Source organism: Vibrio sp. 1-1(7), from assembly GCF_013048485.1.
Classification (GTDB): Bacteria; Pseudomonadota; Gammaproteobacteria; order Enterobacterales; family Vibrionaceae; genus Vibrio; species Vibrio fujianensis.
This window is the reverse complement of record NZ_VHSP01000006.1, coordinates 111,652-138,196: the sequence shown is the minus strand read 5'-3', so window position 1 is coordinate 138,196 and position 26,545 is coordinate 111,652. Positions and strand designations below refer to the sequence as shown.

At 42.7% G+C, this 26,545-nt stretch carries 25 protein-coding genes; 4 read left to right on the top strand and 21 right to left on the bottom strand.

Features of this window, described 5'->3' with window-relative positions; all coding sequences use genetic code 11:
* Positions 1-395: 395 nt before the first annotated feature.
* From hemG to FKN05_RS15570, 3 genes are read right to left on the bottom strand one after another with little or no spacing between them, the layout of a single operon-like run.
* Positions 396-920 (bottom strand): menaquinone-dependent protoporphyrinogen IX dehydrogenase, encoded by a 525-nt coding sequence (hemG, locus tag FKN05_RS15580; protein ID WP_099610284.1) that lies wholly within the window; start codon positions 918-920, stop codon positions 396-398.
* A gap of 10 nt (positions 921-930) precedes the next feature.
* A complete protein-coding gene (locus tag FKN05_RS15575) occupies positions 931-2,388 on the bottom strand; it encodes a TrkH family potassium uptake protein (protein ID WP_099610285.1) in 1,458 nt (485 codons plus the stop codon).
* Positions 2,389-2,419: 31 nt separating this feature from the next.
* Positions 2,420-3,043, bottom strand: a complete 624-nt coding sequence (locus FKN05_RS15570) for a YigZ family protein (RefSeq protein WP_099610286.1) — start codon at positions 3,041-3,043, stop codon at positions 2,420-2,422.
* Positions 3,044-3,260: 217 nt separating this feature from the next.
* Between FKN05_RS15570 and fadB the strand changes: the two genes are divergently transcribed.
* Together fadB and fadA are read left to right on the top strand one after the other, a co-directional pair.
* The gene (gene fadB / locus FKN05_RS15565) at positions 3,261-5,432 is read left to right on the top strand and encodes a fatty acid oxidation complex subunit alpha FadB (RefSeq protein WP_099610287.1); all 2,172 of its coding nucleotides are present in this window, start codon (positions 3,261-3,263) and stop codon (positions 5,430-5,432) included.
* A gap of 27 nt (positions 5,433-5,459) precedes the next feature.
* Entirely contained in the window at positions 5,460-6,623 is a 1,164-nt protein-coding gene (gene fadA, locus FKN05_RS15560; RefSeq protein ID WP_099610288.1) for an acetyl-CoA C-acyltransferase FadA, read from the top strand.
* Between the two features lie 48 nt (positions 6,624-6,671).
* Here fadA and punR read toward each other — a convergent pair whose 3' ends face one another.
* Entirely contained in the window at positions 6,672-7,580 is a 909-nt protein-coding gene (gene punR, locus FKN05_RS15555) for a DNA-binding transcriptional activator PunR (protein ID WP_099610387.1), read from the bottom strand.
* Positions 7,581-7,735: 155 nt separating this feature from the next.
* Here punR and punC point away from each other — a divergent pair, with 155 nt between their 5' ends.
* Complete coding sequence (gene punC, locus FKN05_RS15550) at positions 7,736-8,938, top strand: purine nucleoside transporter PunC (protein WP_161428570.1); 1,203 nt, start codon at positions 7,736-7,738, stop codon at positions 8,936-8,938.
* Positions 8,939-8,989: 51 nt separating this feature from the next.
* On the opposite strand, the gene glmU is transcribed toward punC, so the two are convergent.
* From glmU to FKN05_RS15465, 17 genes are all read right to left on the bottom strand, one after another.
* Positions 8,990-10,348, bottom strand: coding sequence for a bifunctional UDP-N-acetylglucosamine diphosphorylase/glucosamine-1-phosphate N-acetyltransferase GlmU (glmU, locus tag FKN05_RS15545; protein ID WP_161428571.1), 1,359 nt, complete (start codon positions 10,346-10,348; stop codon positions 8,990-8,992).
* A 141-nt stretch (positions 10,349-10,489) separates the two neighbouring features.
* Entirely contained in the window at positions 10,490-10,915 is a 426-nt protein-coding gene (locus tag FKN05_RS15540; protein ID WP_099610290.1) for a F0F1 ATP synthase subunit epsilon, read from the bottom strand.
* Between the two features lie 24 nt (positions 10,916-10,939).
* Complete coding sequence (gene atpD, locus FKN05_RS15535) at positions 10,940-12,343, bottom strand: F0F1 ATP synthase subunit beta (RefSeq protein WP_099610291.1); 1,404 nt, start codon at positions 12,341-12,343, stop codon at positions 10,940-10,942.
* Between the two features lie 28 nt (positions 12,344-12,371).
* Complete coding sequence (gene atpG, locus FKN05_RS15530) at positions 12,372-13,235, bottom strand: F0F1 ATP synthase subunit gamma (RefSeq protein WP_099610292.1); 864 nt, start codon at positions 13,233-13,235, stop codon at positions 12,372-12,374.
* 34 nt (positions 13,236-13,269) lie between these two features.
* Positions 13,270-14,811, bottom strand: a complete 1,542-nt coding sequence (atpA, locus tag FKN05_RS15525) for a F0F1 ATP synthase subunit alpha (RefSeq protein WP_099610293.1) — start codon at positions 14,809-14,811, stop codon at positions 13,270-13,272.
* A gap of 17 nt (positions 14,812-14,828) precedes the next feature.
* Positions 14,829-15,359, bottom strand: coding sequence for a F0F1 ATP synthase subunit delta (locus tag FKN05_RS15520; protein WP_099610294.1), 531 nt, complete (start codon positions 15,357-15,359; stop codon positions 14,829-14,831).
* 14 nt (positions 15,360-15,373) lie between these two features.
* Positions 15,374-15,844: a F0F1 ATP synthase subunit B gene (gene atpF / locus FKN05_RS15515; RefSeq protein ID WP_099610295.1), complete on the bottom strand. Its 471-nt coding sequence runs from the start codon at positions 15,842-15,844 to the stop codon at positions 15,374-15,376.
* Positions 15,845-15,913: 69 nt separating this feature from the next.
* Positions 15,914-16,129 (bottom strand): F0F1 ATP synthase subunit C, encoded by a 216-nt coding sequence (atpE, locus tag FKN05_RS15510; RefSeq protein ID WP_071178281.1) that lies wholly within the window; start codon positions 16,127-16,129, stop codon positions 15,914-15,916.
* A 44-nt stretch (positions 16,130-16,173) separates the two neighbouring features.
* Positions 16,174-16,998 (bottom strand): F0F1 ATP synthase subunit A, encoded by an 825-nt coding sequence (gene atpB, locus FKN05_RS15505; protein WP_099610296.1) that lies wholly within the window; start codon positions 16,996-16,998, stop codon positions 16,174-16,176.
* Entirely contained in the window at positions 16,991-17,395 is a 405-nt protein-coding gene (locus FKN05_RS15500) for an ATP synthase subunit I (RefSeq protein ID WP_099610297.1), read from the bottom strand. Before FKN05_RS15500 ends, atpB begins: the two co-directional genes overlap by 8 nt.
* A 158-nt stretch (positions 17,396-17,553) precedes the next feature.
* The gene (locus tag FKN05_RS15495) at positions 17,554-18,450 is read right to left on the bottom strand and encodes a ParB/RepB/Spo0J family partition protein (protein ID WP_170887905.1); all 897 of its coding nucleotides are present in this window, start codon (positions 18,448-18,450) and stop codon (positions 17,554-17,556) included.
* 23 nt (positions 18,451-18,473) lie between these two features.
* Complete coding sequence (locus FKN05_RS15490; RefSeq protein ID WP_099610299.1) at positions 18,474-19,247, bottom strand: ParA family protein; 774 nt, start codon at positions 19,245-19,247, stop codon at positions 18,474-18,476.
* A 14-nt stretch (positions 19,248-19,261) separates the two neighbouring features.
* Positions 19,262-19,894, bottom strand: a complete 633-nt coding sequence (gene rsmG, locus FKN05_RS15485; protein WP_099610300.1) for a 16S rRNA (guanine(527)-N(7))-methyltransferase RsmG — start codon at positions 19,892-19,894, stop codon at positions 19,262-19,264.
* Entirely contained in the window at positions 19,891-21,789 is a 1,899-nt protein-coding gene (gene mnmG / locus FKN05_RS15480) for a tRNA uridine-5-carboxymethylaminomethyl(34) synthesis enzyme MnmG (RefSeq protein ID WP_099610301.1), read from the bottom strand. Before mnmG ends, rsmG begins: the two co-directional genes overlap by 4 nt.
* Positions 21,790-22,217: 428 nt before the next feature.
* Positions 22,218-22,655, bottom strand: coding sequence for an FMN-binding protein MioC (mioC, locus tag FKN05_RS15475; protein WP_099610302.1), 438 nt, complete (start codon positions 22,653-22,655; stop codon positions 22,218-22,220).
* 445 nt (positions 22,656-23,100) lie between these two features.
* Complete coding sequence (locus FKN05_RS15470; protein WP_161428180.1) at positions 23,101-24,441, bottom strand: sigma-54-dependent transcriptional regulator; 1,341 nt, start codon at positions 24,439-24,441, stop codon at positions 23,101-23,103.
* Complete coding sequence (locus tag FKN05_RS15465) at positions 24,438-25,889, bottom strand: sensor histidine kinase (RefSeq protein ID WP_170887903.1); 1,452 nt, start codon at positions 25,887-25,889, stop codon at positions 24,438-24,440. The genes FKN05_RS15470 and FKN05_RS15465 overlap by 4 nt, the downstream gene beginning before the upstream one ends.
* Before the next feature lie 210 nt (positions 25,890-26,099).
* Between FKN05_RS15465 and FKN05_RS15460 the strand changes: the two genes are divergently transcribed.
* Positions 26,100-26,474: a DUF4168 domain-containing protein gene (locus FKN05_RS15460; protein WP_161433662.1), complete on the top strand. Its 375-nt coding sequence runs from the start codon at positions 26,100-26,102 to the stop codon at positions 26,472-26,474.
* Positions 26,475-26,545: the final 71 nt, after the last annotated feature.

Genomic DNA, 26,545 nt, shown 5'->3' with positions numbered 1-26,545 from the left:
TGTGCTCGATACCGTTCTCTAAAAGAGATAAGTATCAAATTGGTCACTCAGTTCATTGATAAATCTTTTTGATTATCATCAACGAGTGCCCACACAGATTGATTGGTTTAAATTGTTAAAGAGCGTTCTTACCGCTTGGCTTACGCCATATCGGAAGAGGCGGTAATTTTAACGAGATAAACGCCGGTGTCAAACACTTTTTACGTTTATTTTTCAGGAGTTACCCTTTTAAAATCACCTGCTGCTTCAGTCAGCGTTGAGACGCTTTCCTGCGACAGCGAGGCGGCATTATAGAGATCGACATCACATTAGCAAGTGTTTTTTATTGCTTTTTTTGCCAGCCAACACTGACTGATGATAAAAGCAGCACAACTCGATAAAACTCACTTTTCTATTTACATTTTTGCAAATCTTTCACTAAATAAAGCAACTTTATTCCAGTTGGTGTACTCAACTTCTTTTGAAGTATCCGTTTCTCCACCAGTTAACTGCATAATAAATCGAATCATTACTTTGTCGAAAAAACGGTAGCGTGGATAATAAAGTGCTCCAGCAAACACGCCAATCAAATTGGGGTGCCAAGGCGATTTTTTCAAAAAAGTCTGAATATAGACACTACCTTCTGGTGTATCTTTATTTTGTTCTTCTTTGCGAGCGGTTAAGTTTACACAAATAAATGCAGCTTTAACTTTAGTTAATTGCGTTGCATGTCGCTCAATAAACGCATATAGCTTTTGACTAAGATGACCATAACGAATGGATGCACCAATCAACACCTTATCATAGGCCTGTAAGTCCACAGAATCACATTGATGAAGATCTCGAATATCACAATGGTCTTGATGAAGCTTTTCTGCAATAAATCGCAGTATCTTTTGGGTTTGTCCTTCTCTTGAGGAGTACAACATCAGTACTTTCACAAAACGATCCTCAGCTACGCCAAAATGTTGGCGTTAACAATATTAATAAGGTAAAAACTTCTAGTCGCCCAAATAACATGGATACCACTAGAATCCATTTAGCTGCATCATTGATATTACCAAAATGAGCAGCAACTTCACCTAAACCAGGCCCCAAATTATTAAGAGTTGCAGCAACGGCAGAAAAGGCACTTAATTCGTCCATTCCTGTAAAAATGAGAGCTAGCATACATACAACAAAAACCAACGTATAAGCTGAAAAAAAGCCCCACACAGCATCGACCACTCTTTGAGGTAGCGCTCTTTCACCTAACTTAATGGGATAAATAGCCCTAGGATGCACAAGTCGCTTCATTTCTCGAGCACCTTGTAAAGTAAGCAGGAAAACTCGAATAACCTTCATTCCCCCTCCCGTAGAACCCGCACATCCACCAATGAACGAAGAAAAGAGTAGTAAAACAGGTAAAAATAATGGCCACTCTGCAAAACTGGTGGTCGTGAATCCCGCAGTGGTTGATATCGATACCGTTTGAAACAGAGTGACATCGAATGCCTCATATATTGAATCGTAAGTATGGTGTTTTAATATCACCAAAAAACAACTCATAAATAGCAAGCCTTGAATGGCAAGAAAAGCTCGGAACTCCCTATCTGCCCAATAATATTTAGGATGGATACCACCACTGGTAAATGCAGCATAATGCAAGGTAAAATTACAAGCGGATATGAGCAAAAAAACCACCGTAATTAAATTTATCGCATAGCTATCAAAATAACCCATGCTCGCATCATGGGTTGAAAACCCACCGATTGCTATGGTTGAAAAACTGTGACAAATAGCATCAAACAAACTCATGCCTGCGAACCAAAAAGAGGCAGCACAAACAACCGTCAAACTAAGATAGATGTACCAAAGCGCTTTTGCTGTTTCAGCAATTCGCGGGGTAACTTTATTATCTTTAACTGGGCCTGGGATTTCGGCACGATACAACTGCATCCCTCCAATGCCTAATACAGGCAGAATGGCAACCGCGAGGACGATAATTCCCATACCACCAAACCATTGTAAAAATTGCCGATAAAATAAAATCGCTTTAGGTAAATCATCCAAGCCGACAATCACCGTTGCTCCTGTGGTCGTTAAAGCGGAAAACGATTCAAAAAAAGCATCCGGTACTGATACGTTGGGATTATTTGCTAACAAGAAAGGAAGAGCGCCGGCGCTACCAATGACAGTCCAAAATAAAACAACAATTAGGAAACCATCTCGAGCCTTAAGTTCATGCTTATGATGTCGGTTAGGAACCCATAGTATGGTACCTAAAAATAGTAAGACAAAAAATGTAGAGATGAACGGAACCCCTGCTCCATCCCCGTAGATCAAAGCAACCGTTGCGGGTATAAGCATAGAGACGCTAAACAGGGCAAGTAATAACCCCACGATCCGAGTAATAGAACGAAATTGCATAACAAAATAGTGAAGCTTTGCTTCTGACTTCCTAAGTATGTACTACGTGGGTAACAAGAATTTTTGCACTGCTCTTGTTGATAATATTTTGAGTAAAAACATCTACAGCGACGCAAGGTAATTCAATAATAATCGCAACCATTTCTCCATATTGAGCTTCAATTTGTACGGCCTCATATTGCTCCATTATTGATTGAGCAAGGGCGAGTAAATTGTAGTCTAACGTTAGTGATAATTTTGTGGTGATTTTTTTCTCATTTATTTGAAGCCGCTTGAGTGCTTGTTGAACTCCACCACCATAAGCCTTAACCAGCCCACCGGTGCCTAAACGAATTCCTCCATAATATCGTGTGACAACGGCAGTAATTTCTCCAATACCAGAGCCTGCAAGCTGGGCCAGCATAGGCTTACCAGCCGTTCCCGAAGGCTCGCCATCGTCACTACAGCCCCATAGCGTTGAATTTTCTGGCCGACCAGCAATAAATGCCGAGCAATTATGCCTAGCGTCGACATGCCGCGCTTTTATCGTTGCAATAAAAGCTTTCGCAGCTTCTATGCTTGGGGTATGGGCTAAGTATGTGATAAAGCGACTCTTTTTGATCTCCTCTTCAAATAGAACAGGGGTCGCTGGAATCGAGTAAGGCTGAAAATTCATATCTCAATGATAAACAATAAAAGGGCTGCCAGTGTATCACGAGCAAAAAAAAGACGCTTAGGATTGGTAACAAGCGCACAATGTTAAACAGTTGTTTAAAAAATGTATTGAAAATAATTCATCCTCAGTACACACTAAACCCACTGGTCTAACCAGAACATGAATACAACAAAAACTCTCACACACAATCATCGATTGTATGTCACGGAGATAGACAATGATTTACCAAGCTAACACCCTACAGGTAAAAGAATTACAAGATGGCATCGTAGCGTTAAGTTTTTGCTCTTCAGAGTCCGTCAATAAACTTGATCTTGCAACGTTGAACTCACTCAATGAAGCATTGGATACTCTATATAATTATTCTGGACTAAAAGGGCTGATTCTTACATCCGATAAAGCAAGCTTTATCGTCGGGGCAGACATTACTGAATTTTTAGGTTTATTCGAACTGCCTAATGAAGAGCTTGATCAATGGTTACGTTTTGCGAATAACATCTTTAATAAACTCGAAGACCTACCTGTGCCTACGCTATCAGCATTGACAGGGTTTACCCTTGGTGGCGGTTGTGAGTGTGTACTCGCCACTGACTTTAGAATTGGGGACAAGTCAACCAGCATTGGATTACCAGAAACTAAACTCGGTATTATGCCTGGCTTTGGTGGCACGGTACGCTTACCACGTATCATTGGCGCAGATAGCGCCATGGAAATCATCACCCAAGGTAAATCCTGCCGAGCTGAGGAAGCACTAAAACTAGGACTACTGGATGCGATAGTCGATCCTGATAAATTACTCGATTCCGCGCTTACGACCATTCAACAAGCAATCAACGAAAAAATAGACTGGGTAGCTCGCCGCAAACAAAAGACTGCGCCGCTGACACTCAGTAAAGTTGAAAGCATGATGAGCTTTACCATGGCAAAAGGTGTTGTTGCTCAAGTCGCTGGTAAACATTATCCCGCGCCAATGACCGCGGTAGTCACCATTGAACAAGCCGCGCGTAGCGCACGCGATGAAGCACTGGATATTGAACGTCAGCACTTCATCAAATTGGCGAAATCAACCGAAGCCCAAGCGTTAGTGGGTCTCTTTTTAAATGATCAACATATTAAAGGATTAGCGAAACAATCGGCTAAATCAGCCAGCCAAGATACCCTACGAGCAGCGGTATTGGGTGCCGGAATTATGGGAGGCGGTATCGCTTACCAATCTGCCAGTAAAGGTGTGCCAGTCTTGATGAAAGATATCGCTCAGCCTTCACTCGACCTAGGCATGACCGAAGCCGCTAAACTACTCAATAAGCAATTAGAACGTGGCAAAATTGATGGTTTTAAAATGGCAGGAGTTATTGCTGCTATCACCCCGAGCTTACACTATGCAGGTATAGAACAGGCTGATGTGGTTGTTGAAGCGGTCGTCGAGAATCCTAAAGTTAAAGCAGCGGTGTTGAGCGAAGTTGAAAGCCAAGTTTCGGATAACACGATCATTACGTCCAACACGTCAACTATTCCGATTAATTTACTCGCCAAATCACTGAAACGCGCAGAGAACTTCTGTGGGATGCACTTTTTCAATCCTGTGCATCGTATGCCATTAGTTGAGATCATCCGTGGCGAGAAAACCTCTGACGATACCATTAATCGTGTTGTCGCTTATGCGGCCAAAATGGGTAAATCACCGATCGTGGTTAATGATTGTCCGGGCTTTTTCGTTAATCGTGTTCTGTTCCCTTACTTCGGTGGTTTCAGCTTACTATTACGCGATGGTGCTGATTTCACTCAAATCGATAAAGTTATGGAACGTCAGTTTGGTTGGCCAATGGGCCCAGCATATTTGCTCGACGTAGTTGGCCTTGATACCGCCCATCACGCACAAGCGGTCATGGCAGAAGGTTTCCCTGAACGAATGGGTAAACAAGGCCGTGATGTCATCGATGTGCTTTATGAAGCAAATAAATATGGCCAAAAAAATGGTCATGGCTTCTATAGCTACTCGATAGATAAAAAAGGCAAACCGAAGAAAAATTTCTCGGATGACGTTTTACCTCTTCTTGCTGACGTCTGCGCCAGCCCACAGTCTTTTGAAGCTCAAACGATCATTGAACGAATGATGATTCCGATGATCAACGAAGTCGTGCTATGTCTAGAAGAGGGAATTATTGCTTCTCCTCAAGAAGCCGATATGGCCTTGGTCTACGGTTTAGGATTTCCTCCATTCCGTGGTGGGGTTTTCCGCTACCTCGATACCATCGGTTTAGAGCAATACATTGCGATGGCCAGACAGCATCAGCATTTAGGCGCGATGTATCACCTACCACAACTGTTACTGGATATGGCAGAAAAAGGACAGCGCTTTTACCCTATCCCAGCTCCAGCTTCTTTATAAACAGTGATTTGGAAAAGGAATGACAAAATGAATACTGTAGTGATTGTTGATTGCCTTCGTACGCCAATGGGACGTTCGAAAGGCGGAGCATTTCGCCACCAGCGCGCTGAAGATCTCTCGGCTCATCTAATGAAAGGAATATTGGCTCGTAACCCACAAGTCAATCCACAAGAGATCGAAGACATTTATTGGGGTTGTGTACAACAAACCTTAGAACAAGGGTTTAACGTCGCTCGTAATGCGGCTTTACTTGCCGGTCTACCGGTAGATATTGGTGCGGTAACCGTCAACCGTTTGTGCGGCTCATCGATGCAAGCTTTACATGATGCAGCTCGTGCGATTATGGTCGGCGATGCTGACATTTGCTTGGTCGGCGGTGTAGAGCATATGGGCCACGTACCGATGAATCATGGGGTAGATTTCCATCCTGGTTTATCAAAAAACGTTGCCAAAGCCGCTGGTATGATGGGCTTAACCGCAGAGATGCTTGGTAAGATTCATGGTATCAGTAGAGAGCAACAAGATGCTTTCGCGGCTCGTTCTCATCAACGCGCTCAAGCCGCAACCGTCGAAGGCCGTTTTAAAAATGAGATTTTACCGACCGAAGGTCATAGCACTGATGGGACCTTATTTACGCTAGATTATGATGAAGTCATCCGCCCGGAAACCACCGTTGAAGGTTTGGCAGAACTGCGTCCAGTTTTTGATCCCGCCAATGGCACCGTGACGGCTGGCTCTTCATCTGCTCTTTCTGATGGCGCATCAGCTATGCTGATCATGAGTGAAGCCAAAGCTAAAGCCTTAGGACTCACCATTCGCGCTAAAGTAAAATCAATGGCGATTGCCGGTTGCGATCCATCGATTATGGGCTACGGCCCAGTTCCCGCCACGCATAAAGCTCTGAAACGCGCAGGGCTCACTATGAATGAGATTGATTTGGTTGAGTTAAATGAAGCCTTTGCCGCCCAATCTCTGCCTTGTGCAAAAGATCTTGGTTTGATGGATTTAGTCGATGAGAAAGTCAACTTAAACGGTGGGGCAATTGCTTTAGGCCATCCTTTAGGCTGCTCAGGAACCCGCATTTCCACAACATTGATCAACCTCATGGAAGCGAAAGACGCTAAATATGGTCTGGCTACGATGTGTATTGGTCTAGGTCAAGGCATAGCAACGATTTTTGAACGTCCTTAGACGTTGGTTTATGTTTGAAGAGCCAGTTTAATCACTGGCTCTTCTTTTTTAAACGTCGGTTTTTAACCAATCGTGATGTAACTGCTTACTCTCTCCTAAATAATCGATCATCCAGTTGATTAACTTATGGTTATCATCTTTACGCCATACTAAACAGCATTGACTCAATGGCACATTGTCGGGTAGATCCCTTTCTACTAACTGACCTGAAACCAATAGAGGTTGAGCCATATGGCTAGGCATAAATCCAACCCCTAAGCCTTGCTTTAAACACTCGGTCGCACTATACCAGTTAGGCAGTAGCAAACGCCTTTGTTTAAGATAGTGCCCGGTATGACGCTTTGGTAAAACACTGGATGTATCATCCAAGCAGATCGCAGGATACCGGCTGACTAATTCTTCGGTTAATAACTCAACCTGTGCACAGGGATGATCAGGAGCCATCACAAAAACCCAATCCAGCACCCCCATATCACGGACTTCAAAGTCACCACCGACCGGTACAGCAGAGGTTGCGCCAATCACAATATCGGCTCGCCCTTGTGCTATCGCTTCCCAAGAACCATTGAATACTTCCATATTGATCTGTAACTCAGCAAAATCAAATGTTTGATAGAAATCTTCTACCAAAGGTTTGATTCGATCCAATTTCACTACATTATCAAGTGTCAATTTAAGCGTTCGTTGCCAACCATGCGCAGCCCGTTTCGTTTGAGCCTTAATATCCTCCATTTGTCGTAATAACTGTCGCGCTTCAACCATAAACAGTTCACCCGCGACGGTCATTTCAACCTTTCTTGGTAAACGGCGAAATAATACAACCCCCAACTCCGTTTCTACTTGACGAACACTGTAGCTGATCGCTGAAGGAACTTTATGTAGCACCGCTGCCGCCGCAGTAAAACTTCCGAGCCTCGCCACCGTATCTAACATTTCTAGTGATGCTTTTGAAAACATACCCACCATACCAATCAATTTTTTTGAACGATAACTAACAATTTTCGCGTTTTATTTCCGGAGAGATAAAAAATAAAATAAACATCCTTACATATCCTAGCTATCAATAACAGATACTAAGAAAAAATGAATTAATTTTTTTGATGGGAATTAAAATGAACATCTCGCCTTTACAGCTATTTTATCTTTCTGCTCTTTCGATGCTCGGTTTTATCGCTACCGATATGTATCTCCCTGCTTTTAAGATCATGGAACATGATTTTGCGACAGGCCCCGAACAAATCGCACTCTCTCTGACGGTTTTTCTGATGGGCATGGCAATTGGACAGCTACTATGGGGATTAGCTTCAGATAAATTCGGCCATCGAAATACTTTGATTGTGGGATTATTTGTCTTTACCCTAGCCTCGTGCGGGCTAGCTTTCAGCGAACAAGTTTGGCAATTACTCGGATTACGCTTTATTCAAGCGATCGGTGTTTGTGCCCCTGCTGTCATCTGGCAAGCAATGGTAATTAAGCGCTATCCGAGCCGCGTGAGCCAACAAATTTTCGCAACCATCATGCCTCTCGTTGCTTTATCACCTGCATTAGCGCCTCAATTAGGGGTATTACTGACAAATCATTTTGGTTGGCATAGTATCTTTTTTGTTTTAACTATCATGGGGATAGTTTTAATAGTAAGTACACGCTTACAAGAAAATGTTATCTCCGAAGCCAAAACAACATCCATTAAACAAGACATAAAATTTTTATTCAGCTGCCGAGCTTACTTAGGTAATGTCATGATGTTTGCTTGTGCTTCTGCCGCGTTCTTTGCCTATTTAACAGGTATGCCAGAAATTATGGCTCAGCTTGGTTATGAAGCGAAAGACATTGGCATGAGCTTTATTCCTCAAACCATTGCTTTTATGGCTGGTGGATACTTAGGTAAGCGGTATGTAAATAAATATGGTGATGCAAAAGTACTGAAACAACTGCTGATTCTGTTTACGGTATCAACGGTCTCTATTTTTATCGCTTCGCAATGGACACTGACCTCTATCTGGCCGATTCTCGCACCATTTTGTTTAATTGCTGTCGCCAATGGGGCCTTGTATCCTATCGTGGTTAATCGAGCGCTTTCCAGTGCCAAGCAGAGTCCAGCCACCGCTGCAGGGCTACAAAATAGCTTACAAATCTGTGCCGCAAGCTTAGCGAGTGCACTCGTAGCAACCCTTGCGAGTCAAGCGCAAATGGTGACTGGAATCGCCATTATGATCTGTATGTTTGGCCTATGGGTTGGCTATATTGTTGCCAATAAACACTTGAGCCAACATTTCACAACACCCGATAATGCCCGCGTAGTACAAGATAAATAGCCTTAGATAGAAAAATAGCCAGCGTAATGCTGGCTATTTTTACAAAATCATTTATTTTTTTACTGGCCGTTGCCAACCTGTAATTTTCTTTTCTTTCGCACGAGTAATGACTAACTCACCTTGAGCAACATTTTTCGTCAGTGTGGTTCCAGCTCCAATTGTCGCTCCGTTGTCAATGGTAACAGGGGCAACTAATTGGCTGTCAGAGCCAACAAACACATCATCGCCAATAATGGTTTTGAATTTGTTTGCACCATCATAATTACACGTAATAACTCCCGCGCCGATATTCACTCGTTGGCCAATTTCGGCATCCCCGAGATAGGTTAAATGGTTGGCCTTTGAACCTTCACCTAAACGAGCATTTTTCATCTCTACAAAATTACCAACATGCGCATCATCACGCAGCTCAGCTCCGGGGCGTAAACGGCTAAATGGGCCAACGGTACAATGTTCACCAATCGTAGCGCCTTCAATCACACTGTAAGGACGAATCACGGTATTGTCGTCAATTTCACAGTCTTTCAAAATAGAACCAGCTCCAATGACAACATTATTACCGATTGATACCTGACCTTCGATTAATACATTCACATCAATTTCAACGTCAGTACCACACTGCAATTCACCACGCAGATCAAAACGAGCAGGATCTCTCAGCATAACGCCTTGCTCTAAAAGTAAATTCGCTTGACGAGCTTGAAAAGCACGCTCTAAACGCGCTAATTGAATGCGATCATTAACCCCTTCCACTTCGATCGAGCTGGCTGGGTGCACCGCTTCGACCGCACGCCCTTCATCATGAGCGGCAGCAATCACATCCGTTAAATAGTATTCCCCTTGAGCATTATTATTATTGAGCCCTGCTAGCCAACGTTTTAAATCTCCACCGGTTGCAACCATTACCCCTGTGTTGATTTCCTTGATGAGCTTTTGTTCTTCTGATGCATCTTTTTGCTCAACAATAGCAACCACAGGGCCATTTTTACGAACAATACGTCCGTAACCGGTTGGGTTATCCAGCACAACTGTCAATAATGCAATCCCTCCGGTGGGCTGAGCTTCAAGCAAGCTTTCTATAGTTTGCTCTGAGATGAGTGGCACATCACCGTATAAAATCAATATTTTTTCGTCATCTCTAAAGTGTTCTGATGCTTGATCAACCGCATGACCTGTCCCTAACTGCTCAGCTTGTAGCACCCAATTAACCGGCTCATCAACTAATGCCTGCTGCATCCGTTCACCACCATGACCGTAAACAAGGTGAATATTATGAGCGCCTAAGCCATAACAGGTATCAATTACATGTTTGACCATCGGTTTACCGGCTAACGAGTGCAATACTTTCGGGATATTAGAGTGCATGCGTGTGCCTTTGCCTGCGGCGAGAATCACTGCGCTAAATTTCATGAGCTACCTATGACGTTGTAAATATGAGCCGCATTTTAGCGGCTAACCGTGGTCGTGTTAATTTATTGGGATAAATTTCTGATAAAAAATAAGCAAAAAGGCGACCTTTGGCCGCCTTTTATGATTACGTACTGAAGATTCTCAGCGACGCTTTCTTGTCAACTCAATTACTCGTAGCTGAGCAATCGCTTTAGCCAGTTCACTCGATGCTTGTGCAAAATTCACATCACCATGGTTTTCATTTAGCATTTCTTCCGCGGAACGTTTTGCTTCTGCTGCTTTCGCTTCATCAAGCTCTTCGGCGCGGATAGCTGTATCTGCCAAAATCGTTACATCATTCGGTTGAACTTCAAGTATGCCACCAGAAAGGTAGATAATTTCTTCTTCACCTTTAATGGTTACAATGCGCACCATGCCCGGTCTGATGAAAGTCAGTAAGGGCATATGACCGGCTAAAACACCTAAATCTCCGCTTTCACCCGAGACTTGAATAGTGCGTGCTAAGCCGGAGAATATCCGCTTCTCAGCACTGACTACATCCAAGTTAAAGGTTACTGATGCTGTCATAAAGCCTCCTTGGAGATTTGAGCGTTATAGCTTTTTGGCATTCTCTATCGCATCGTCAATCGTACCGCAGTACATAAACGCTTGCTCAGGAATGTCATCATAATCGCCGGCTAATAAGCCTTTAAAGCCACGTAAAGTTTCTTTAAGTGGTACGTAAATACCAGGGTCACCCGTAAAGACTTCCGCTACGTGGTAAGGCTGAGTTAAGAAACGTTCAATCTTACGCGCACGAGCTACTAATTGCTTATCAGATTCAGACAACTCGTCCATACCTAGAATGGCAATGATATCTTTCAGCTCTTTATAACGCTGTAGTGTTGACTGAACACCACGAGCTACATCGTAATGCTCTTGACCAACCACTAATGGATCCAACATACGAGATGTTGAATCTAATGGGTCAACGGCTGGGTATAACCCCATCGCAGCGATGTTACGGTTAAGTACCACCGTTGCATCCAAGTGAGCAAATGTTGTTGCTGGTGATGGGTCTGTTAAGTCATCAGCTGGCACGTATACTGCCTGAACGGAAGTAATTGAACCGGTCTTTGTCGATGTAATACGTTCTTGTAGAACACCCATTTCTTCAGCAAGCGTTGGTTGATAACCTACCGCAGAAGGCATACGACCAAGTAACGCTGATACTTCCGTTCCCGCTAGGGTATAGCGGTAGATGTTATCGATAAATAGCAGTACATCACGACCTTCATCACGGAACTTTTCCGCCATCGTCAAACCCGTCAAAGCAACACGTAGACGGTTACCTGGTGGCTCGTTCATCTGGCCATAGACCATTGCCACTTTTGACTCTTCTGGTTTTTCGATGTTAACAACACCCGCTTCCTGCATCTCATGGTAGAAGTCGTTACCCTCACGAGTCCGCTCTCCAACCCCAGCAAATACCGATAAACCTGAGTGTTGTAACGCAATGTTGTTGATAAGTTCCATCATGTTAACGGTCTTACCCACACCAGCGCCACCAAATAGACCGATTTTACCGCCTTTCGCAAACGGACAGATCAAGTCGATAACTTTAACGCCTGTTTCAAGCAGTTCAGTTACATTTGATTGCTCTTCATAGCTTGGCGCAGCGCGGTGAATAGAATAAACATCTTCTGCACCAATTTCGCCGCGTTCGTCAATCGCATCACCGAGTACGTTCATGATACGACCAAGGGTTTTCATCCCCACTGGTACTGATATTGGAGCGCCGGTGTTTTCTACTGACATTCCACGACGTAAACCATCTGAGCTACCCATTACGATACAGCGAACAATGCCGCCGCCTAGCTGTTGCTGAACTTCCAGCACAAGACGTTCTTTTGCGTCCTGAACATTCAGTGCATCATAAACACTAGGTACTGAGCTCTGTGGAAACTCTACGTCGACTACCGCACCGATGATCTGTACGATCTTACCTGTAGCCATCGTTAATCCTCTAGTCTGTTAATTACCTTTAAACCGCCGAAGCGCCGCCAACAATCTCTGATAGCTCTTGGGTAATCGCCGTTTGACGGGCTTTGTTATACACCAATTCTAAGTCATCAATCAGATTACCAGCGTTATCTGATGCTGCTCTCATTGCTACCATCCGAGCAGACATTTCACACGCTAAATTCTCAACCACCGCCTGATAGACTTGAGCTTCGATATAACGAGTCATCAGTGTATTGAGTAGTTTTTTCTGATCAGATTCAAACATATAACTCCAAGCATGTTTAAATTCTGATTCATCTTGCGTTTTCGGCAAAGGCAACAATTGATCCATCTTTGGTTGTTGAGTCATCGAGTTAATAAACTCGTTGAATACTAAGTACAAACGATCGATTTCACCTTTTTGATACTTTTTAAGCATCACACTGATAGAACCGATTAAATCGTCTAACTCAGGTTCATCACCGACCCCAGTCTTTTGTGCGACGATTTTTGCACCTATGCTACGAAAGTAAGAACTGCCCTTACTTCCGATCACAGCAATATCAACCTCACTACCACGGCTTGAATACTCATGCATATGAGCAACGGCTTTTTTAAACATATTGATGTTTAATCCACCACACAAGCCGCGATCGGTTGAAACGATAATATACCCAACACGTTTAGCTTCACGTTCTTCTAAGTAAGGATGTTTATACTCCAAAGTACCGTTAGCTAAATGACCAATGACTTTACGAATTATTTTTGAATATGGACGAGGCCCTTCCATTGCATCTTGAGTCCGACGCATTTTAGAAGCCGCTACCATTTCCATTGCTTTAGTAATCTTCTGAGTGCTTTTGACACTCCCAATCTTACTACGAATCTCTTTTGTATTGGCCATCGTTACTCTCCGTTAATTACAATGTAGGTTGTAATTACCAAGTCTGAGTTGCTTTGAAATCTTCCACCAATTTTTTAAGTTTGGCTTCGATCTCATCGTTATAAGCACCCGTCTTGTCAATTTCTGCTTTAAACTCAGCATATTGAGAATGAGCATACGACAGAAGTGAAGATTCAAAATCCAACACTTTATTTAATTCGATATCGTTCAAATAACCACGTTCAGCGGCAAAAATAACCAACGCCTGATCAAAGACTGACATCGGTGCATACTGCTTCTGCTTCATCAATTCAGTCACTTTTTGACCATGATTTAGCTGACGTTTGGTCGCTTCATCGAGATCGGAAGCAAACTGAGCGAATGCCGCTAGTTCACGATACGCCGCTAGTGCGGTACGAATACCACCAGACAGTTTCTTGATGATCTTCGTTTGTGCAGCACCACCAACCCGAGAAACAGAAATACCAGGGTCAACCGCTGGGCGAATCCCCCCGTTAAACAATTCTGTTTGTAGGAAGATCTGACCATCGGTAATCGAAATTACGTTGGTTGGAACGAAAGCAGAAACATCACCCGCTTGAGTTTCAATAATCGGCAGCGCCGTCAAAGAACCCGTTTTGCCTTTTACTTCACCCTGAGTAAAGCGCTCTACGTACTCTTCACTAACACGAGCAGCACGCTCAAGCAAACGCGAGTGGAGATAGAATACGTCACCCGGGAAAGCTTCACGACCCGGTGGACGACGTAGCAGTAATGAAATTTGACGATAAGCTACCGCTTGTTTAGATAAATCATCATAAACAATCAGTGCATCTTCACCACGATCGCGGAAATACTCACCCATTGCACAACCTGAATAAGGTGCAAGATATTGTAGCGCGGCAGACTCAGACGCCGATGCCACAACAACAATGGTATTTTTTAACGCGTCATGCTCTTCTAATTTACGTACCACGTTAGCAATGGTTGACGCTTTTTGGCCAATCGCAACGTAAATAGAAAAGATGCCAGAATCTTTCTGGTTAATAATCGCATCAATTGCGAGTGCAGTTTTACCGGTTTGGCGGTCACCGATAATCAACTCACGTTGACCTCGACCGATAGGAATCATCGCATCAACAGATTTATAACCCGTTTGAACAGGTTGATCGACCGATTTGCGATCAATAACCCCAGGCGCAATCACTTCTACAGGAGATGTTAATTTTGCGTCAATTGGGCCTTTACCATCAATCGGTTCACCCAAGGTGTTCACCACACGACCAAGAAGCTCAGGACCAACGGGAACTTCTAGAATACGCCCAGTTCCGGTTACTTTCATGCCTTCGCTCAAATCCGTATATGGCCCCATCACAACCGCACCAACAGAGTCACGCTCCAAGTTCAGTGCCAGTGCATAGTAGCCACCCGGTAATTCAATCATTTCACCTTGCATCACGTCCGCTAGGCCGTGGATACGGATGATACCATCGCTTACCGATACGATAGTACCTTCATTGCGAGCATCAGAAACAACGTTGAAACCTTCAATTCGCTTTCTAATGATTTCGCTGATTTCCGTGGAATTAAGTTGCATTGCTCCAATTCCCCTAATTAAGACTTCATCACGTCTTTCAGACGATTAATACGACCCAGTAACGAGTTGTCGAGGATGCTATCCCCTACTCGAATAACGGCTCCGCCAATAAGATTGCTGTCAACTTGGCAATTCAGCTTCACTTTACAGTCATAGCGTTTTTCTAAGTTACTGGTTAAAGTTTCAACCTGTTCATCGCTTAACTCATAAGAGGTCACTACTTTCACTTCTTTTGTACCAGAAGATGCGGTAGCCAACTTTTGAAACTGCTGAGATATATCACCGAGCACCGCCATACGACGATTTTCCATCAACACCTGTAAAAAGTTACACATAGGTTGATCAAACTGCTCACCCGCGACATCTGAATAAACCTGCACTAATTGCTCAGGTTGTAAACTAAATGCAGCTGACGATAATTCAGGTACCAACGACATTGTTTTCGCCAGTTCAAGCATTGCTGACCATTGATCAACCACACCATGCTCACTAGCGTAACTAAATGCAGCCTTAGCATATGGACGAGCAATCGTTGTCAAATCCGACATACAAATGCCCTCCTTTATAGCTTCGCAGATATACTATCAAGTATGTCTTGGTTAGCTGCCTGATCGACGGTGCGCTGTACAATTTTCTCAGCCGCCAATAAAGCAAGTGAAGACACCTCTTTTTGCAGCTCATTACGAGCTCGCATCATTTGCGCTTCCAATTCTGCCTTACCTTGAGCCAAGATATGCTCACGCTCTTGCGCCGCTTCTTGACGAGCTTCATCTAAAATTTGGGCTTTGCGTTTATTCGCTTGCTCAATGATGACTAGCGCCTCTTGTTTTGCACTTTTTAGCTGATCTGCTGCATTACTTTTAGCCAAATTCAAGGCTTTATCAGCACGCTCAGCAGAAGCTAAGCCGTCAGCAATTTTTTTCTGACGTTCTTCAATGGCTCTCATCAAAGGAGGCCATACATACTTCATGCAGAACCAAACAAAGATTAAAAATGCGATGGTTTGGCCCAACAGAGTTGCATTGATATTCACACTAACTCTCCTTTATTTTGCTTCTGTTTACCCAATCATCTTTGCGTTGGGTGACACAAAAAGGACTAGTTATGCAAACAACATGTACATTGCGATACCTACACCAATCATAGGAACCGCATCAAGAAGACCGGCGATGATAAACATGTTGGTTTGTAGAATTGGAGCCATTTCTGGTTGACGAGCAACAGATTCTAGGAATTTACCGCCTAGGATTGCAAAGCCAATACCAGTCGCTAGAGCACACATACCAAGTAGTAGAGCAACAACGAAATAAGTTTCCATAATAAAAGTATCTCCAGGTTTATTGGGTTGTTTAAATTAAGAGTTTAATGAGAGTCATTACTTGCCATACTGAGATACACAATCGTCAGCATCATAAAAATAAAGGCTTGTAGCGTAATAATCAAAATATGGAAGATGGCCCAAATGACATGAGCGATAACACCTAAGCCACCGAGTACGAATCCTGCACCATAAGTGATTGCGATCAAAATAAAGATCAACTCACCTGCGTACATGTTACCGTACAAACGTAACGAGAGTGATATCGGTTTTGCCAATAATGACACCGTCTCAAGAACAAAGTTGAAAGGAATTAACGACCAATGGTTAATTGGATGTAAAGTAAACTCCTTCACAAATCCCTTGAATCCTTTGTATTTGATGTAATAAGCAATTACCAGCAGTAATACGCCTATTGCTAGCGACAGAGTTATATTCAAGTTCACCGTAGGGAGAAGTTTGAAATAATCGACGCCTGCCAATTTCATGGCTTCAGGAACATAATCCACTGGCACTAAATCCATTAAGTTCATCAGGAATATCCAGACGAAAATGGTTAATGCCAAGGGAGCGACCAACTTATCCTTGCCATGAAAAGTTCCTTTGACTAGCTCATCGACTTGCTCTATGAGCATTTCGACAAAGCATTGCCATTTACCCGGAACTCCCGTGGTTGCATTTTTCCCAACACGATAAAACAACCACAAAAACAGCACGCCTAGACTCACTGAGATCAATAAGGCATCCCAGTTTAACGTCCAAAATCCAGCATCCACACAACCGTGGTTTGTGGTGATGTTACCATCAACCAAACAAACTTGAGCGCTTGAAAGGTGGTGCTGAATATATTCCTTCGGAGTATCAGCCATGGTGGTTCCCATTTTTTGCGGTAAGTAGTATTGGTGCTATCCAAAAAACCAGCAATGTTAATTTATAACCTGACATCATGGCACCAGGATGATGCACATCTGTTAAATTAAAAATTAACACAAACATAGTCACGGTTAACACCAGCTTCAAAGCCCACCCCATCATAATAAAGCCAAGCAAAACGGTACCGTCTGCATTGGCCTTTGGGAGGAAGGCAAACAGTGTATAGACATAGTTACCCATCACGGCAATCGCTCCACCTTTTAAAATAAAGCGTGCCTGATTGGGGCCCCAGTACATATACGTCACGCCTCCGATCAGCAGTAAGAAAACAAGCTGAAGGTGAACAATTCGAAATGCCGCCTTTGCTTGCCAACTTTGTCCTGCTATAAACATCAAAAGCCCCTGTTTTCTGTATCACTCATCCAACGGGATAAAGTTAATAAAACTTTACAACTCGGTGAAAAAAGCTTCAAAATTATATATATGTAGCGTAAAAACTCAACTTAAAGCAGGTGAACTAAGCCACAGAAAAAACATTCTGTCAGCTATATTTACGAGACAATCGTATCTAATTGTTTCAACAAATGGTTCAACTGTTCCTGATCGGTAAAATCGATCACAACACGACCTTTTCCACTTGCTTGTAATTGTATCGCCATTGGTGTTTTTAATCGTTCAGCAATGGCATTCAATTGTTGCTCGACCTCTTTCGCAAGGTCTGTTTTGGGTGACTTTTTCTTTTCTTCGTGATTTAACCAACGTTTCACCAAAGCCTCTGCTTGACGCACGGTTAAATGCTTTTTTACCATCTCTTCAGCGCACGTTATCTGCTGCTCAGCTGTTAAGGCTAATAGTGTTCGAGCATGCCCCATTTCGAGTTGTTTATTTTCAACCAGCCGTTTAACTTCATCATGTAATTGATTCAGGCGCAAAAGATTACTAACCGTAGCGCGTGATTTACCAATCACATCGGCCACTTGTTGGTGAGTCAGTTTGAATTCATCTTGTAGCCTTTCTAGCGCTTGAGCTTCTTCAATCACATTAAGATCTTCACGCTGAATATTTTCGATCAAGGCCATCGCGATCGCCGCTCGATCATCCACTCGTTTGATCAAACATGGAACTTGTTTTAATCCGGCTTGTTTTGCTGCGCGCCAACGTCGTTCACCGGCGATGATTTCAAAACCACCAAACTCTAAAGGCCTAACGACAATCGGTTGAATAATACCTTGCGAATGAATAGAAGCAGCGAGTTCTTCTAGTGCTTCTGGCGACATGTCTTTACGTGGCTGATAAATACCTGGTGTAAGGCTAGTGATGGTCAGTTCAGTTAGCTCGCCATCTGCTGACATCGCTTGGCTATGCGAAGCGACCTGCTGCTTTTCTCTTGCCATGGAACTGGTAGCAAGCAAAGCATCTAATCCTTTTCCTAAGCCACGTTTAGACATGTAAGATTGTTCCTTTTTCGGTGTTATGCAGGGATTTCTTCACGACGCAACATCTCGCCCGCTAAAGCGAGGTAAGCTTTAGCTCCTGCGGAGTACTTATCATAATACATTGCTGGCTTACCATAACTGGGCGCTTCAGCAAGACGTACATTACGAGGAATGACCGTACGGTAAACTTTATTACCAAAATGTTTTTTTAACTGGTCAGAAACTTCGTTCGCTAGCCGATTACGCGGATCATACATGGTTCTAAGTAAACCTTCGATCTTCAAATTATCATTCACCACAGCAGCTAACTTACTGATAGTATCCATTAAAGCGGTTAGTCCCTCTAATGCGAAGTACTCACATTGCATTGGCACCAGCACCGAATCAGCTGCTGCCATCGCGTTGATTGTAAGTAGATTTAAAGAGGGGGGGCAATCAATAAAGATGAAATCATAGTTATCACGAACTGCCGAGAGGGCGTTTTTCAAGCGAACTTCGCGCGCGAAAACCTCCATTAACTTAATTTCCGCGGCTGTCACATCACCATTAGCCGCAATTAAATCATAATGTCCAGATGTTTTACGACATACCACATCTTCAAACGGGGCTTCTTCAACCAATAACTCATATGCGGTTGCATCGACTTGATACTTATCTACACCACTAGCCATTGTTGCATTGCCTTGCGGATCGAGATCGACAACCAATACTTTACGTTTAGTTGCAGCCATAGATGCAGCTAAATTAATACAGGTTGTTGTTTTTCCCACGCCACCTTTCTGGTTGGCGATCGCTACAATTTTACCCACGGTATGCCTCGCTATTATTCCTTGCGCGATAAGATTACAAGATGACGCTCACCTTCCAACTCTGGAACATTCAAAGCTTTGATGTCGATCACACAACACCACTCTGGAAGTAGGGTTATCTCTTCTTCCGGATGCTGACCTTTGAGGGCTAAAAAGCGTCCACGCTCAGCGCAAGGTAGGTGTTGACACCACTCTACCATATCCAGCATAGAAGCAAAGGCTCGGCTAAGTACACCATCAAACCCTTGTTCCGGTTGGTACTGTTCGACTCGACTTTGTATTGGCGTAACATTACTGATCCCCAGATCATGCAGCGCTTGTTTAATAAAACGAATCCGTTTACCCAAACTATCCAACAACACAAAATGTTTATCTGGATTCATAATAGCCAGCGGAATACCTGGTAATCCAGGGCCCGTGCCAACATCGATAAAACGTTTACCCACTAAGTGTGGGCTTACCACTATACTATCAAGGATATGTTTCACCAACATATCCATTGGGTCTCGAACGGAGGTTAAGTTATACGCTTTATTCCATTTATTCAGTAGCTCAACATAACCGACCAATTGTTCTCGTTGCGACTCAGAAACAATAAGGTTGGTTTGCGCAATCAGCGCATCGAGTCTAACTTTTAATGGATTCATGACTCAGCCTCTCCCTTTTTTAGCAAACCATGCTTTTTCAGGTGCACGAGTAGGATGGAAATCGCTGCAGGCGTAATTCCTGAAATACGCGAGGCAATTCCAACCGTTTCCGGTTTAGACGCATTCAGTTTAGCAACCACCTCATTCGATAATCCTTTCACGGCTTTATAATCTAAATCAACCGGTAATTTAGTATGTTCATGGCGCAAAGATTTTTCAATTTCATCTTGCTGACGTTGAATATACCCTTCGTATTTAACCTGAATTTCAACCTGCTCAGCGGCCTGATGATCTTCTAAAGCGGGCGCAAAGGTAGGAAGAGAGGTTAACCGTTCATAAGTCATTTCAGGGCGGCGTAGTAAATCTTCACCGCTAGCTTCACGGGATATTGGTGTTTTTAATAAAGAATTCAGCGCATCGACCTCTTTTGACTGAGGATTCATCCACGTATCTTTTAAACGCTGACGCTCTTTATTCATATGATCAACTTTTTGATTAAAACGAGCCCAACGATCATCACTAATCAAACCTAATTGATATGCTTTTTCGGTTAGACGTAAATCTGCGTTATCTTCGCGCAGTAGTAAGCGATATTCAGCACGAGAAGTGAACATACGATAAGGTTCTTTTGTACCAATGGTAGAAAGATCGTCGATTAACACGCCCATATAAGCTTGATCTCGACGAGGGCTCCAGCCTTCTTTTTCTTGACTGTACAAGCTGGCGTTCAACCCTGCCATTAAGCCTTGCGCTGCTGCTTCTTCATAACCGGTGGTACCGTTGATCTGCCCAGCAAAGAACAGACCATGAACAAATTTGGTTTCATAGGTCTGTTTTAAATCGCGAGGATCGAAGAAATCGTATTCAATCGCATAGCCAGGTCGCACAATATGGGCATTTTCAAACCCTTTCATCGAACGAACAATTTGAACTTGAACATCAAAAGGTAAACTAGTGGAAATACCGTTTGGATATAGTTCAGTGGTAGTTAAACCTTCAGGTTCGATAAAAATTTGGTGGCTATTTTTATCCGCAAAACGCATCACTTTATCTTCGATGGATGGGCAATAGCGTGGGCCTATACCTTCAATAACACCCGCATACATTGGGCTACGATCCAAATTATTGCGGATCACATCGTGCGTTTTCTCGTTTGTGTGTGTGATAAAGCATGGGATCTGACGCGGATGATGATCACGCTTGCCCATAAATGAAAATACGGGCGTTGGATTATCACCGTGTTGCGCTTCCAGTACTGAGAAATCAACGCTATTTGCATCAATACGTGGTGGTGTGCCAGTTTTCAGACGATCCACTCGAAATGGCAATTCTCGCAAACGTTGTGCTAATGCGATCGATGGAGGATCCCCGGCTCGACCACCAGAAAAGTTTTCCAATCCAATGTGGATCTTACCACCTAGGAAAGTTCCTACCGTCAATACCACCGATCTGGCATGAAACTTTAGGCCCATTTGCGTGACAACACCACGCACATGATCGTTCTCGACAATAAGATCATCAGCAGCTTGCTGAAACAGCGTCAGGTTGGGGGTATTTTCCAAAGTATGACGAACATAAGCCTTATAAAGTGCTCGATCTGCCTGAGCTCGTGTAGCTCGAACAGCAGGGCCTTTCGAAGCATTAAGGGTTCTAAATTGAATACCTGCATGATCAATCGCTTCAGCCATTAATCCACCCATGGCATCCACTTCTTTCACTAAATGTCCTTTACCAATCCCTCCGATAGCAGGGTTACAGGACATCTGCCCTAATGTATCAATATTATGGGTAAGAAGTAACGTACGTTGGCCCGTACGAGCGGCTGCGAGAGCGGCTTCCGTTCCTGCGTGACCGCCACCAACCACAATGACGTCAAATGTTTCGTGATAAAGCATGAACGACCTCAGGTATTCATTGAGATAAACAAAAGAGCCGTATTCTACCTTCTTTCCAACAGCGAGAAAATCGCTTTTATGCTTTTTTCCAGAAAGCAGTAAATCAATTATATAAAAAAGATCTTATATAGAGATCTTCTGTTAGATCTACTATTAAGGGAGAGGATCTCTGTGGATAACTGATAAATGATCAATAAGATCATGCGAATGAATAAGATCAGAACGTGTGATCATCACCTGATCAAACGGAGGATTAGCTGGGATCAAAAGTGGTAGTTATACACAAGGAAAATAATGATCAAAGTTATTCTATGAATAACTATAGGTTAATCACCGGATAAAATGGTAGTTATACACAAGAGAATAAGAAGGTAAAAAAGAAAAAGCGGCCTAAGCCGCTTAAAAGAAAGAGGATAGGGAGGAAAAAATTAGTCAATACGCGCTATAAATGTATTGAGCCAGTCAGCTAAGGCTTCCTCTGGAACCGGATGTTGTTGAACGTCGATAGTAAAGCAGTCTGCAAGTGGGGTGGCACCAATATCAGCTAACAGCTCATGTGCGTGTTTACCAGCAGCGCAAAAAGTATCATAGCTTGAATCTCCAAGTGCGATGACCGCATAACGAAGCTGTTGCGTATTTGGCGGTGTTTGTTGCAAAGCGGCAATAAAAGGTTGGATATTATCTGGGTAATCCCCCGCACCATGCGTGGAAGTAACAATAAGCCAGATACCTTGAGCAGGAATATCTGCCAATACCGGCTGGTTATGGATATGGCTTTCGATTTCTGCTTGTTGTAATGCATCACTGATGTGATCTCCCACATATTCTGCACCACCTAATGTACTACCTGTTATAATATGGATCATATAGTTAACTCTATTTCCCGATACAGAAAGTGAAGTTTCCCATAATAGCTGGCCTCGCGCGACTTCTTGGGGACCGATTGGGGACCAAATTGCAATTTATGGTCAAATTCTTACTTCCCAAGATGACTTCCATCATAGATCAGGATGGGAAAAGTGGGAAATTGTAATCAATTGAAATATTAAAAGATTACTTTTCCTTGTTTCGGAAGATAAGGTTTCTGCAAAGTTATCGACAATGTAAATGGTGTGACTCAGTCATCCGGAAAATCTTGACAGGAATAGTATTAATATGGGTTCGCTAACTTGAATCTATACCCAATCAACTTGTAGTTGTAGGTAGGCCGCAAATGAGTTCATCCTCATGAGTATAGACAGACTATGTAATTGGGGTGAACGAATGTAGTCAACACTCCTGCTACTTCAAGTAGGAAGGATTTAGGAAAAGCTATCGAACGGTTGAGTTATGGCTTTCATCTATCCATCGATATAAGGTTCGTCGGGTTATTCCTAATATATCAGCGGCCTTGGCTTTATTTCCCCCGACTCTCTCAAGAATAAATTTAATATAGTTACGTTGAAGCTCATTTAACGATGGCATATCTTCAGATAAAGAGTCAAAAATATTATCTTTGATAGTACTCGACGATTTCCTAATACGTTCAGGTAGGTGTGATGGTAAAATTTCATCACCGTCACAGAATACGGATGCTCTTTCAATCGCATTTTTAAGTTCGCGTATATTTCCCGGGAAATCATAATTCAGTAGTTCTTTCCAGGCTAAGTTACTCAATTGAATCGCTTTAGTTTTTCCAGCTTGTGTCTGAGTAGAAAGAAAGTGCCGGGCAAGAATCGTAAGATCATCACCACGCTCGCGAAGTGGTGGTACAGATAATGTGAACATTTCTAGCCGAAAGAATAGATCTTGTCGAAACAGCCCCTCTGCGATACGAGACTCTAAATCCCGGTGAGTTGCCGTGACTATACGTACATCTACGCTAATTTCCTTATCAGAACCCACTGGTCGAATGGTCCCTTCTTGTAATACACGTAATAATTTAGCTTGTAACTCAAGAGGCATTTCACCGATTTCATCAAGAAGCAAGGTACCTCCGTCGACCTCCCTTAACAAACCTAATCGTGATTGATTTGCCCCGGTATAAGCGCCAACTGAATGTCCAAAAAATTCACTTTCCAGTAACTCCTTAGGGATACCTGCGCAATTAACTGCCAGAAAAGGGCCATTTTTCCTAAGACTTTCATTATGAATCGCTTTAGCGACTAGCTCCTTACCAGTACCACTTTCTCCCAGTATTAAGACAGGCCCATCCGTTTTCGATATTTTTTGGATCATACGAAAAAGGCTCTGCATCACTGCACTTTCACCTAGCATGCCATGAAAGAAACGGTTTTCAGCTTGGTTTTTCAAGCTTCGGTGCTCAATTAGGCGTTTCACAGTTAATAGACAGTGATCCATATCAAAAGGTTTGGTTAAAAAATCATCCGCCCCCGCTTTAAGTGCATCAACCGCTTGGTTAACCGAGCCAAACGCTGTAATTAATAACATAGCTGGAGTTGGCATCAGAGCCTTAACTTCCGGTATTAATGTCATACCGTTGCGATCAGGTAATCTTAGGTCGGAAATCACCACATCGGGTATTATTTCATTCAACTTACATGAAGCTGCTTCAGCTGAGTTGACTATTGTGACCTGATACCCCTCGCCCTCAAGCTCTTCACACAATAAATCTGCTAAATCACTATCATCTTCTACTAATAAAATATTCATACCCATTGTTCCTTTGAAAATTGTAGTGTAACGATGAGCCCACCTTGCTCTGAACGTCGAAGCATTAATTCGCCATGATGATCATTCACGATGTTGTTAACAATAGCTAAACCAAGCCCAGTTCCCTGACCTTTTGGCTTTGTCGTAAAAAAGGGTTCTAATAGCTGAGATAAGTCCATATCTATGGGAATACGTTGCCCATCATCGCTGATGGTTATCGACCAGGAATCATGCGACTCACCATATTCAACGAATACGTTTTCTTGAGCGGCTTGGCTTGCATTTCGTAGTAAGTTAATTAACGCTAATTCGAACAGATCAGGATCAACAAAGACCGACAGATAATTAGGAACATTAATGGTAATTAAGGGTGATGGCTCCATTTGTTCATGATTGAGTGATTCTCTAGCATGTACTACTAAATCCAAAAGAAGTACTTTTTCTTTTTGGTTACTATTACGAGAAAAATCCAATAATTGCCGAACGATTCGAGTTAACCGCTTAACTTGTCCTCTAATCGAAGTCAGTTCATGTAGCGCTGAATTCTTATCAATAAATCGGGATAAACGCCTTGCTCTACCATCAATCACATTCAATGGTGCTCCTAACTCATGAGCCACGCCACTAACGAATCGTCCTAATGTTGCCATCCGCTCATTTCGTTCTAACCTCAGATTTAGCTTTGTTTCATATTCTTGATGAGCCAGTATTTTTTCCTGTGAAAGCGCAATATCATCAAGCATTCGGTTTAAAGCAAGAGCAATAGAAGATAATTCATACGTATTTGAATCAGAAGCACGTAAGCCTAACTGGCCTTGACCAATCTTGGCCATGGTACTCGTTAACTGGGCTACATCGCGACCCGCTGCTCGGTAGTGGCCTAAATAGACAATGATTAAGGTGAGTAAGCCAATTACGCCCCATACAGTCCAAGCCGAGTGTGACAAGGTACTCATAGAAGACGAAAAATCACTAGCACGACGAGTAATTTCGACAAGGCTCGATATCTGCCCTCGTTTATCGGTGATAGGAAGAAAATGAGAATATACTTGTTTGCCGGCTTGACGTTGATAGACATTGGCATCACGTCCAACTTCAAGCAGCTCAAGTGCAATAGGGCTATATTTATTGCTTCGTTTAGCAATACCAGCCGCAGCAATACGCTGACCATCCTGATTGTAGACAGACGCACCATATACCTGACCTAAATCAAAAATTGCATCAAGCGTTCTCTGAACTGTTTCTATATCTCCTTTGCGGATTGCCTCTCCAATAGGGACATCAATTGCTCTGGCGATTAGTTTAAGATCGCCTTTTAGCTTACTCGTTTGTAAATCCGCAAGATAATAAGTTCCAATACTAATAGACGCAGCCGATAGTCCCCATAATGGTAGGAAAACAAACAATAAGATACGTGCCGATAAAGAGACTTTAGTCAATCTGACCATCTTTTCCTTTGAACTCAATGTGTATCTATTTTTCAATAAATCATGACAGATAGCGTAACAAAAATAAACACTAATAGTTTTCTATTATTCTAAAACTCGAACAAAAAATAAAAAAATGCATAAAATCAAAAAGTTAAATAAATACCCACATATTGGCACACCACTTGCTCTAAATATATTGAATTCATTCTTTTAGGAGTTTTTATTACTATGAAAAAGTTATCACTCGCACTCTTGATGGCATCATTCGGCATGACCAGCTTTCTGTCACCTGCTTTAGCAGAAAATCAAACACCACCAAATGAATCAGCGCAGCAATCACAATCTAGTTTTAAGGTAACAGATAATGAGCTACGTGATTTTGTTGTAGCCAGTAAAGTCGTTGATAGTATTCGTAAAGAAGCAGTAGAAAGATTAAATGGTGATGTGGATGAAGAAACTGCACGCATTATTCAGCAGCAGGCCACTGAAAATATGATTAAAGCGGTTGAAAAAACAGGATTATCTGTCGATATGTATAATCGAATCGCACAAGCTATACACAGTGATGAAAATTTACGTCAAAGAGCTAACGGACTTAATTAAATATTTTTATTCTGAGTCGTTACACAAAGAGATCGTTTTTATATATTCATTACTTAAAAGCCAGTTAGTTG

What these genes read in the sequence shown, in the direction of transcription:
- FKN05_RS15575 (WP_099610285.1), bottom strand. Translation starts at nt 2,388, where the DNA reads ATGCAATTTCGTTCTATTACTCGGATCGTGGGGTTATTACTTGCCCTG.
- FKN05_RS15570 (WP_099610286.1), bottom strand. Translation starts at nt 3,043, where the DNA reads ATGAATTTTCAGCCTTACTCGATTCCAGCGACCCCTGTTCTATTTGAA.
- fadB (WP_099610287.1), top strand. Translation starts at nt 3,261, where the DNA reads ATGATTTACCAAGCTAACACCCTACAGGTAAAAGAATTACAAGATGGC.
- fadA (WP_099610288.1), top strand. Translation starts at nt 5,460, where the DNA reads ATGAATACTGTAGTGATTGTTGATTGCCTTCGTACGCCAATGGGACGT.
- punR (WP_099610387.1), bottom strand. Translation starts at nt 7,580, where the DNA reads ATGTTTTCAAAAGCATCACTAGAAATGTTAGATACGGTGGCGAGGCTC.
- punC (WP_161428570.1), top strand. Translation starts at nt 7,736, where the DNA reads ATGAACATCTCGCCTTTACAGCTATTTTATCTTTCTGCTCTTTCGATG.
- glmU (WP_161428571.1), bottom strand. Translation starts at nt 10,348, where the DNA reads ATGAAATTTAGCGCAGTGATTCTCGCCGCAGGCAAAGGCACACGCATG.
- FKN05_RS15540 (WP_099610290.1), bottom strand. Translation starts at nt 10,915, where the DNA reads ATGACAGCATCAGTAACCTTTAACTTGGATGTAGTCAGTGCTGAGAAG.
- atpD (WP_099610291.1), bottom strand. Translation starts at nt 12,343, where the DNA reads ATGGCTACAGGTAAGATCGTACAGATCATCGGTGCGGTAGTCGACGTA.
- atpG (WP_099610292.1), bottom strand. Translation starts at nt 13,235, where the DNA reads ATGGCCAATACAAAAGAGATTCGTAGTAAGATTGGGAGTGTCAAAAGC.
- atpA (WP_099610293.1), bottom strand. Translation starts at nt 14,811, where the DNA reads ATGCAACTTAATTCCACGGAAATCAGCGAAATCATTAGAAAGCGAATT.
- FKN05_RS15520 (WP_099610294.1), bottom strand. Translation starts at nt 15,359, where the DNA reads ATGTCGGATTTGACAACGATTGCTCGTCCATATGCTAAGGCTGCATTT.
- atpE (WP_071178281.1), bottom strand. Translation starts at nt 16,129, where the DNA reads ATGGAAACTTATTTCGTTGTTGCTCTACTACTTGGTATGTGTGCTCTA.
- atpB (WP_099610296.1), bottom strand. Translation starts at nt 16,998, where the DNA reads ATGGCTGATACTCCGAAGGAATATATTCAGCACCACCTTTCAAGCGCT.
- FKN05_RS15500 (WP_099610297.1), bottom strand. Translation starts at nt 17,395, where the DNA reads ATGTTTATAGCAGGACAAAGTTGGCAAGCAAAGGCGGCATTTCGAATT.
- FKN05_RS15495 (WP_170887905.1), bottom strand. Translation starts at nt 18,450, where the DNA reads ATGTCTAAACGTGGCTTAGGAAAAGGATTAGATGCTTTGCTTGCTACC.
- rsmG (WP_099610300.1), bottom strand. Translation starts at nt 19,894, where the DNA reads ATGAATCCATTAAAAGTTAGACTCGATGCGCTGATTGCGCAAACCAAC.
- mnmG (WP_099610301.1), bottom strand. Translation starts at nt 21,789, where the DNA reads ATGCTTTATCACGAAACATTTGACGTCATTGTGGTTGGTGGCGGTCAC.
- mioC (WP_099610302.1), bottom strand. Translation starts at nt 22,655, where the DNA reads ATGATCCATATTATAACAGGTAGTACATTAGGTGGTGCAGAATATGTG.
- FKN05_RS15470 (WP_161428180.1), bottom strand. Translation starts at nt 24,441, where the DNA reads ATGAATATTTTATTAGTAGAAGATGATAGTGATTTAGCAGATTTATTG.
- FKN05_RS15465 (WP_170887903.1), bottom strand. Translation starts at nt 25,889, where the DNA reads ATGGTCAGATTGACTAAAGTCTCTTTATCGGCACGTATCTTATTGTTT.
- FKN05_RS15460 (WP_161433662.1), top strand. Translation starts at nt 26,100, where the DNA reads ATGAAAAAGTTATCACTCGCACTCTTGATGGCATCATTCGGCATGACC.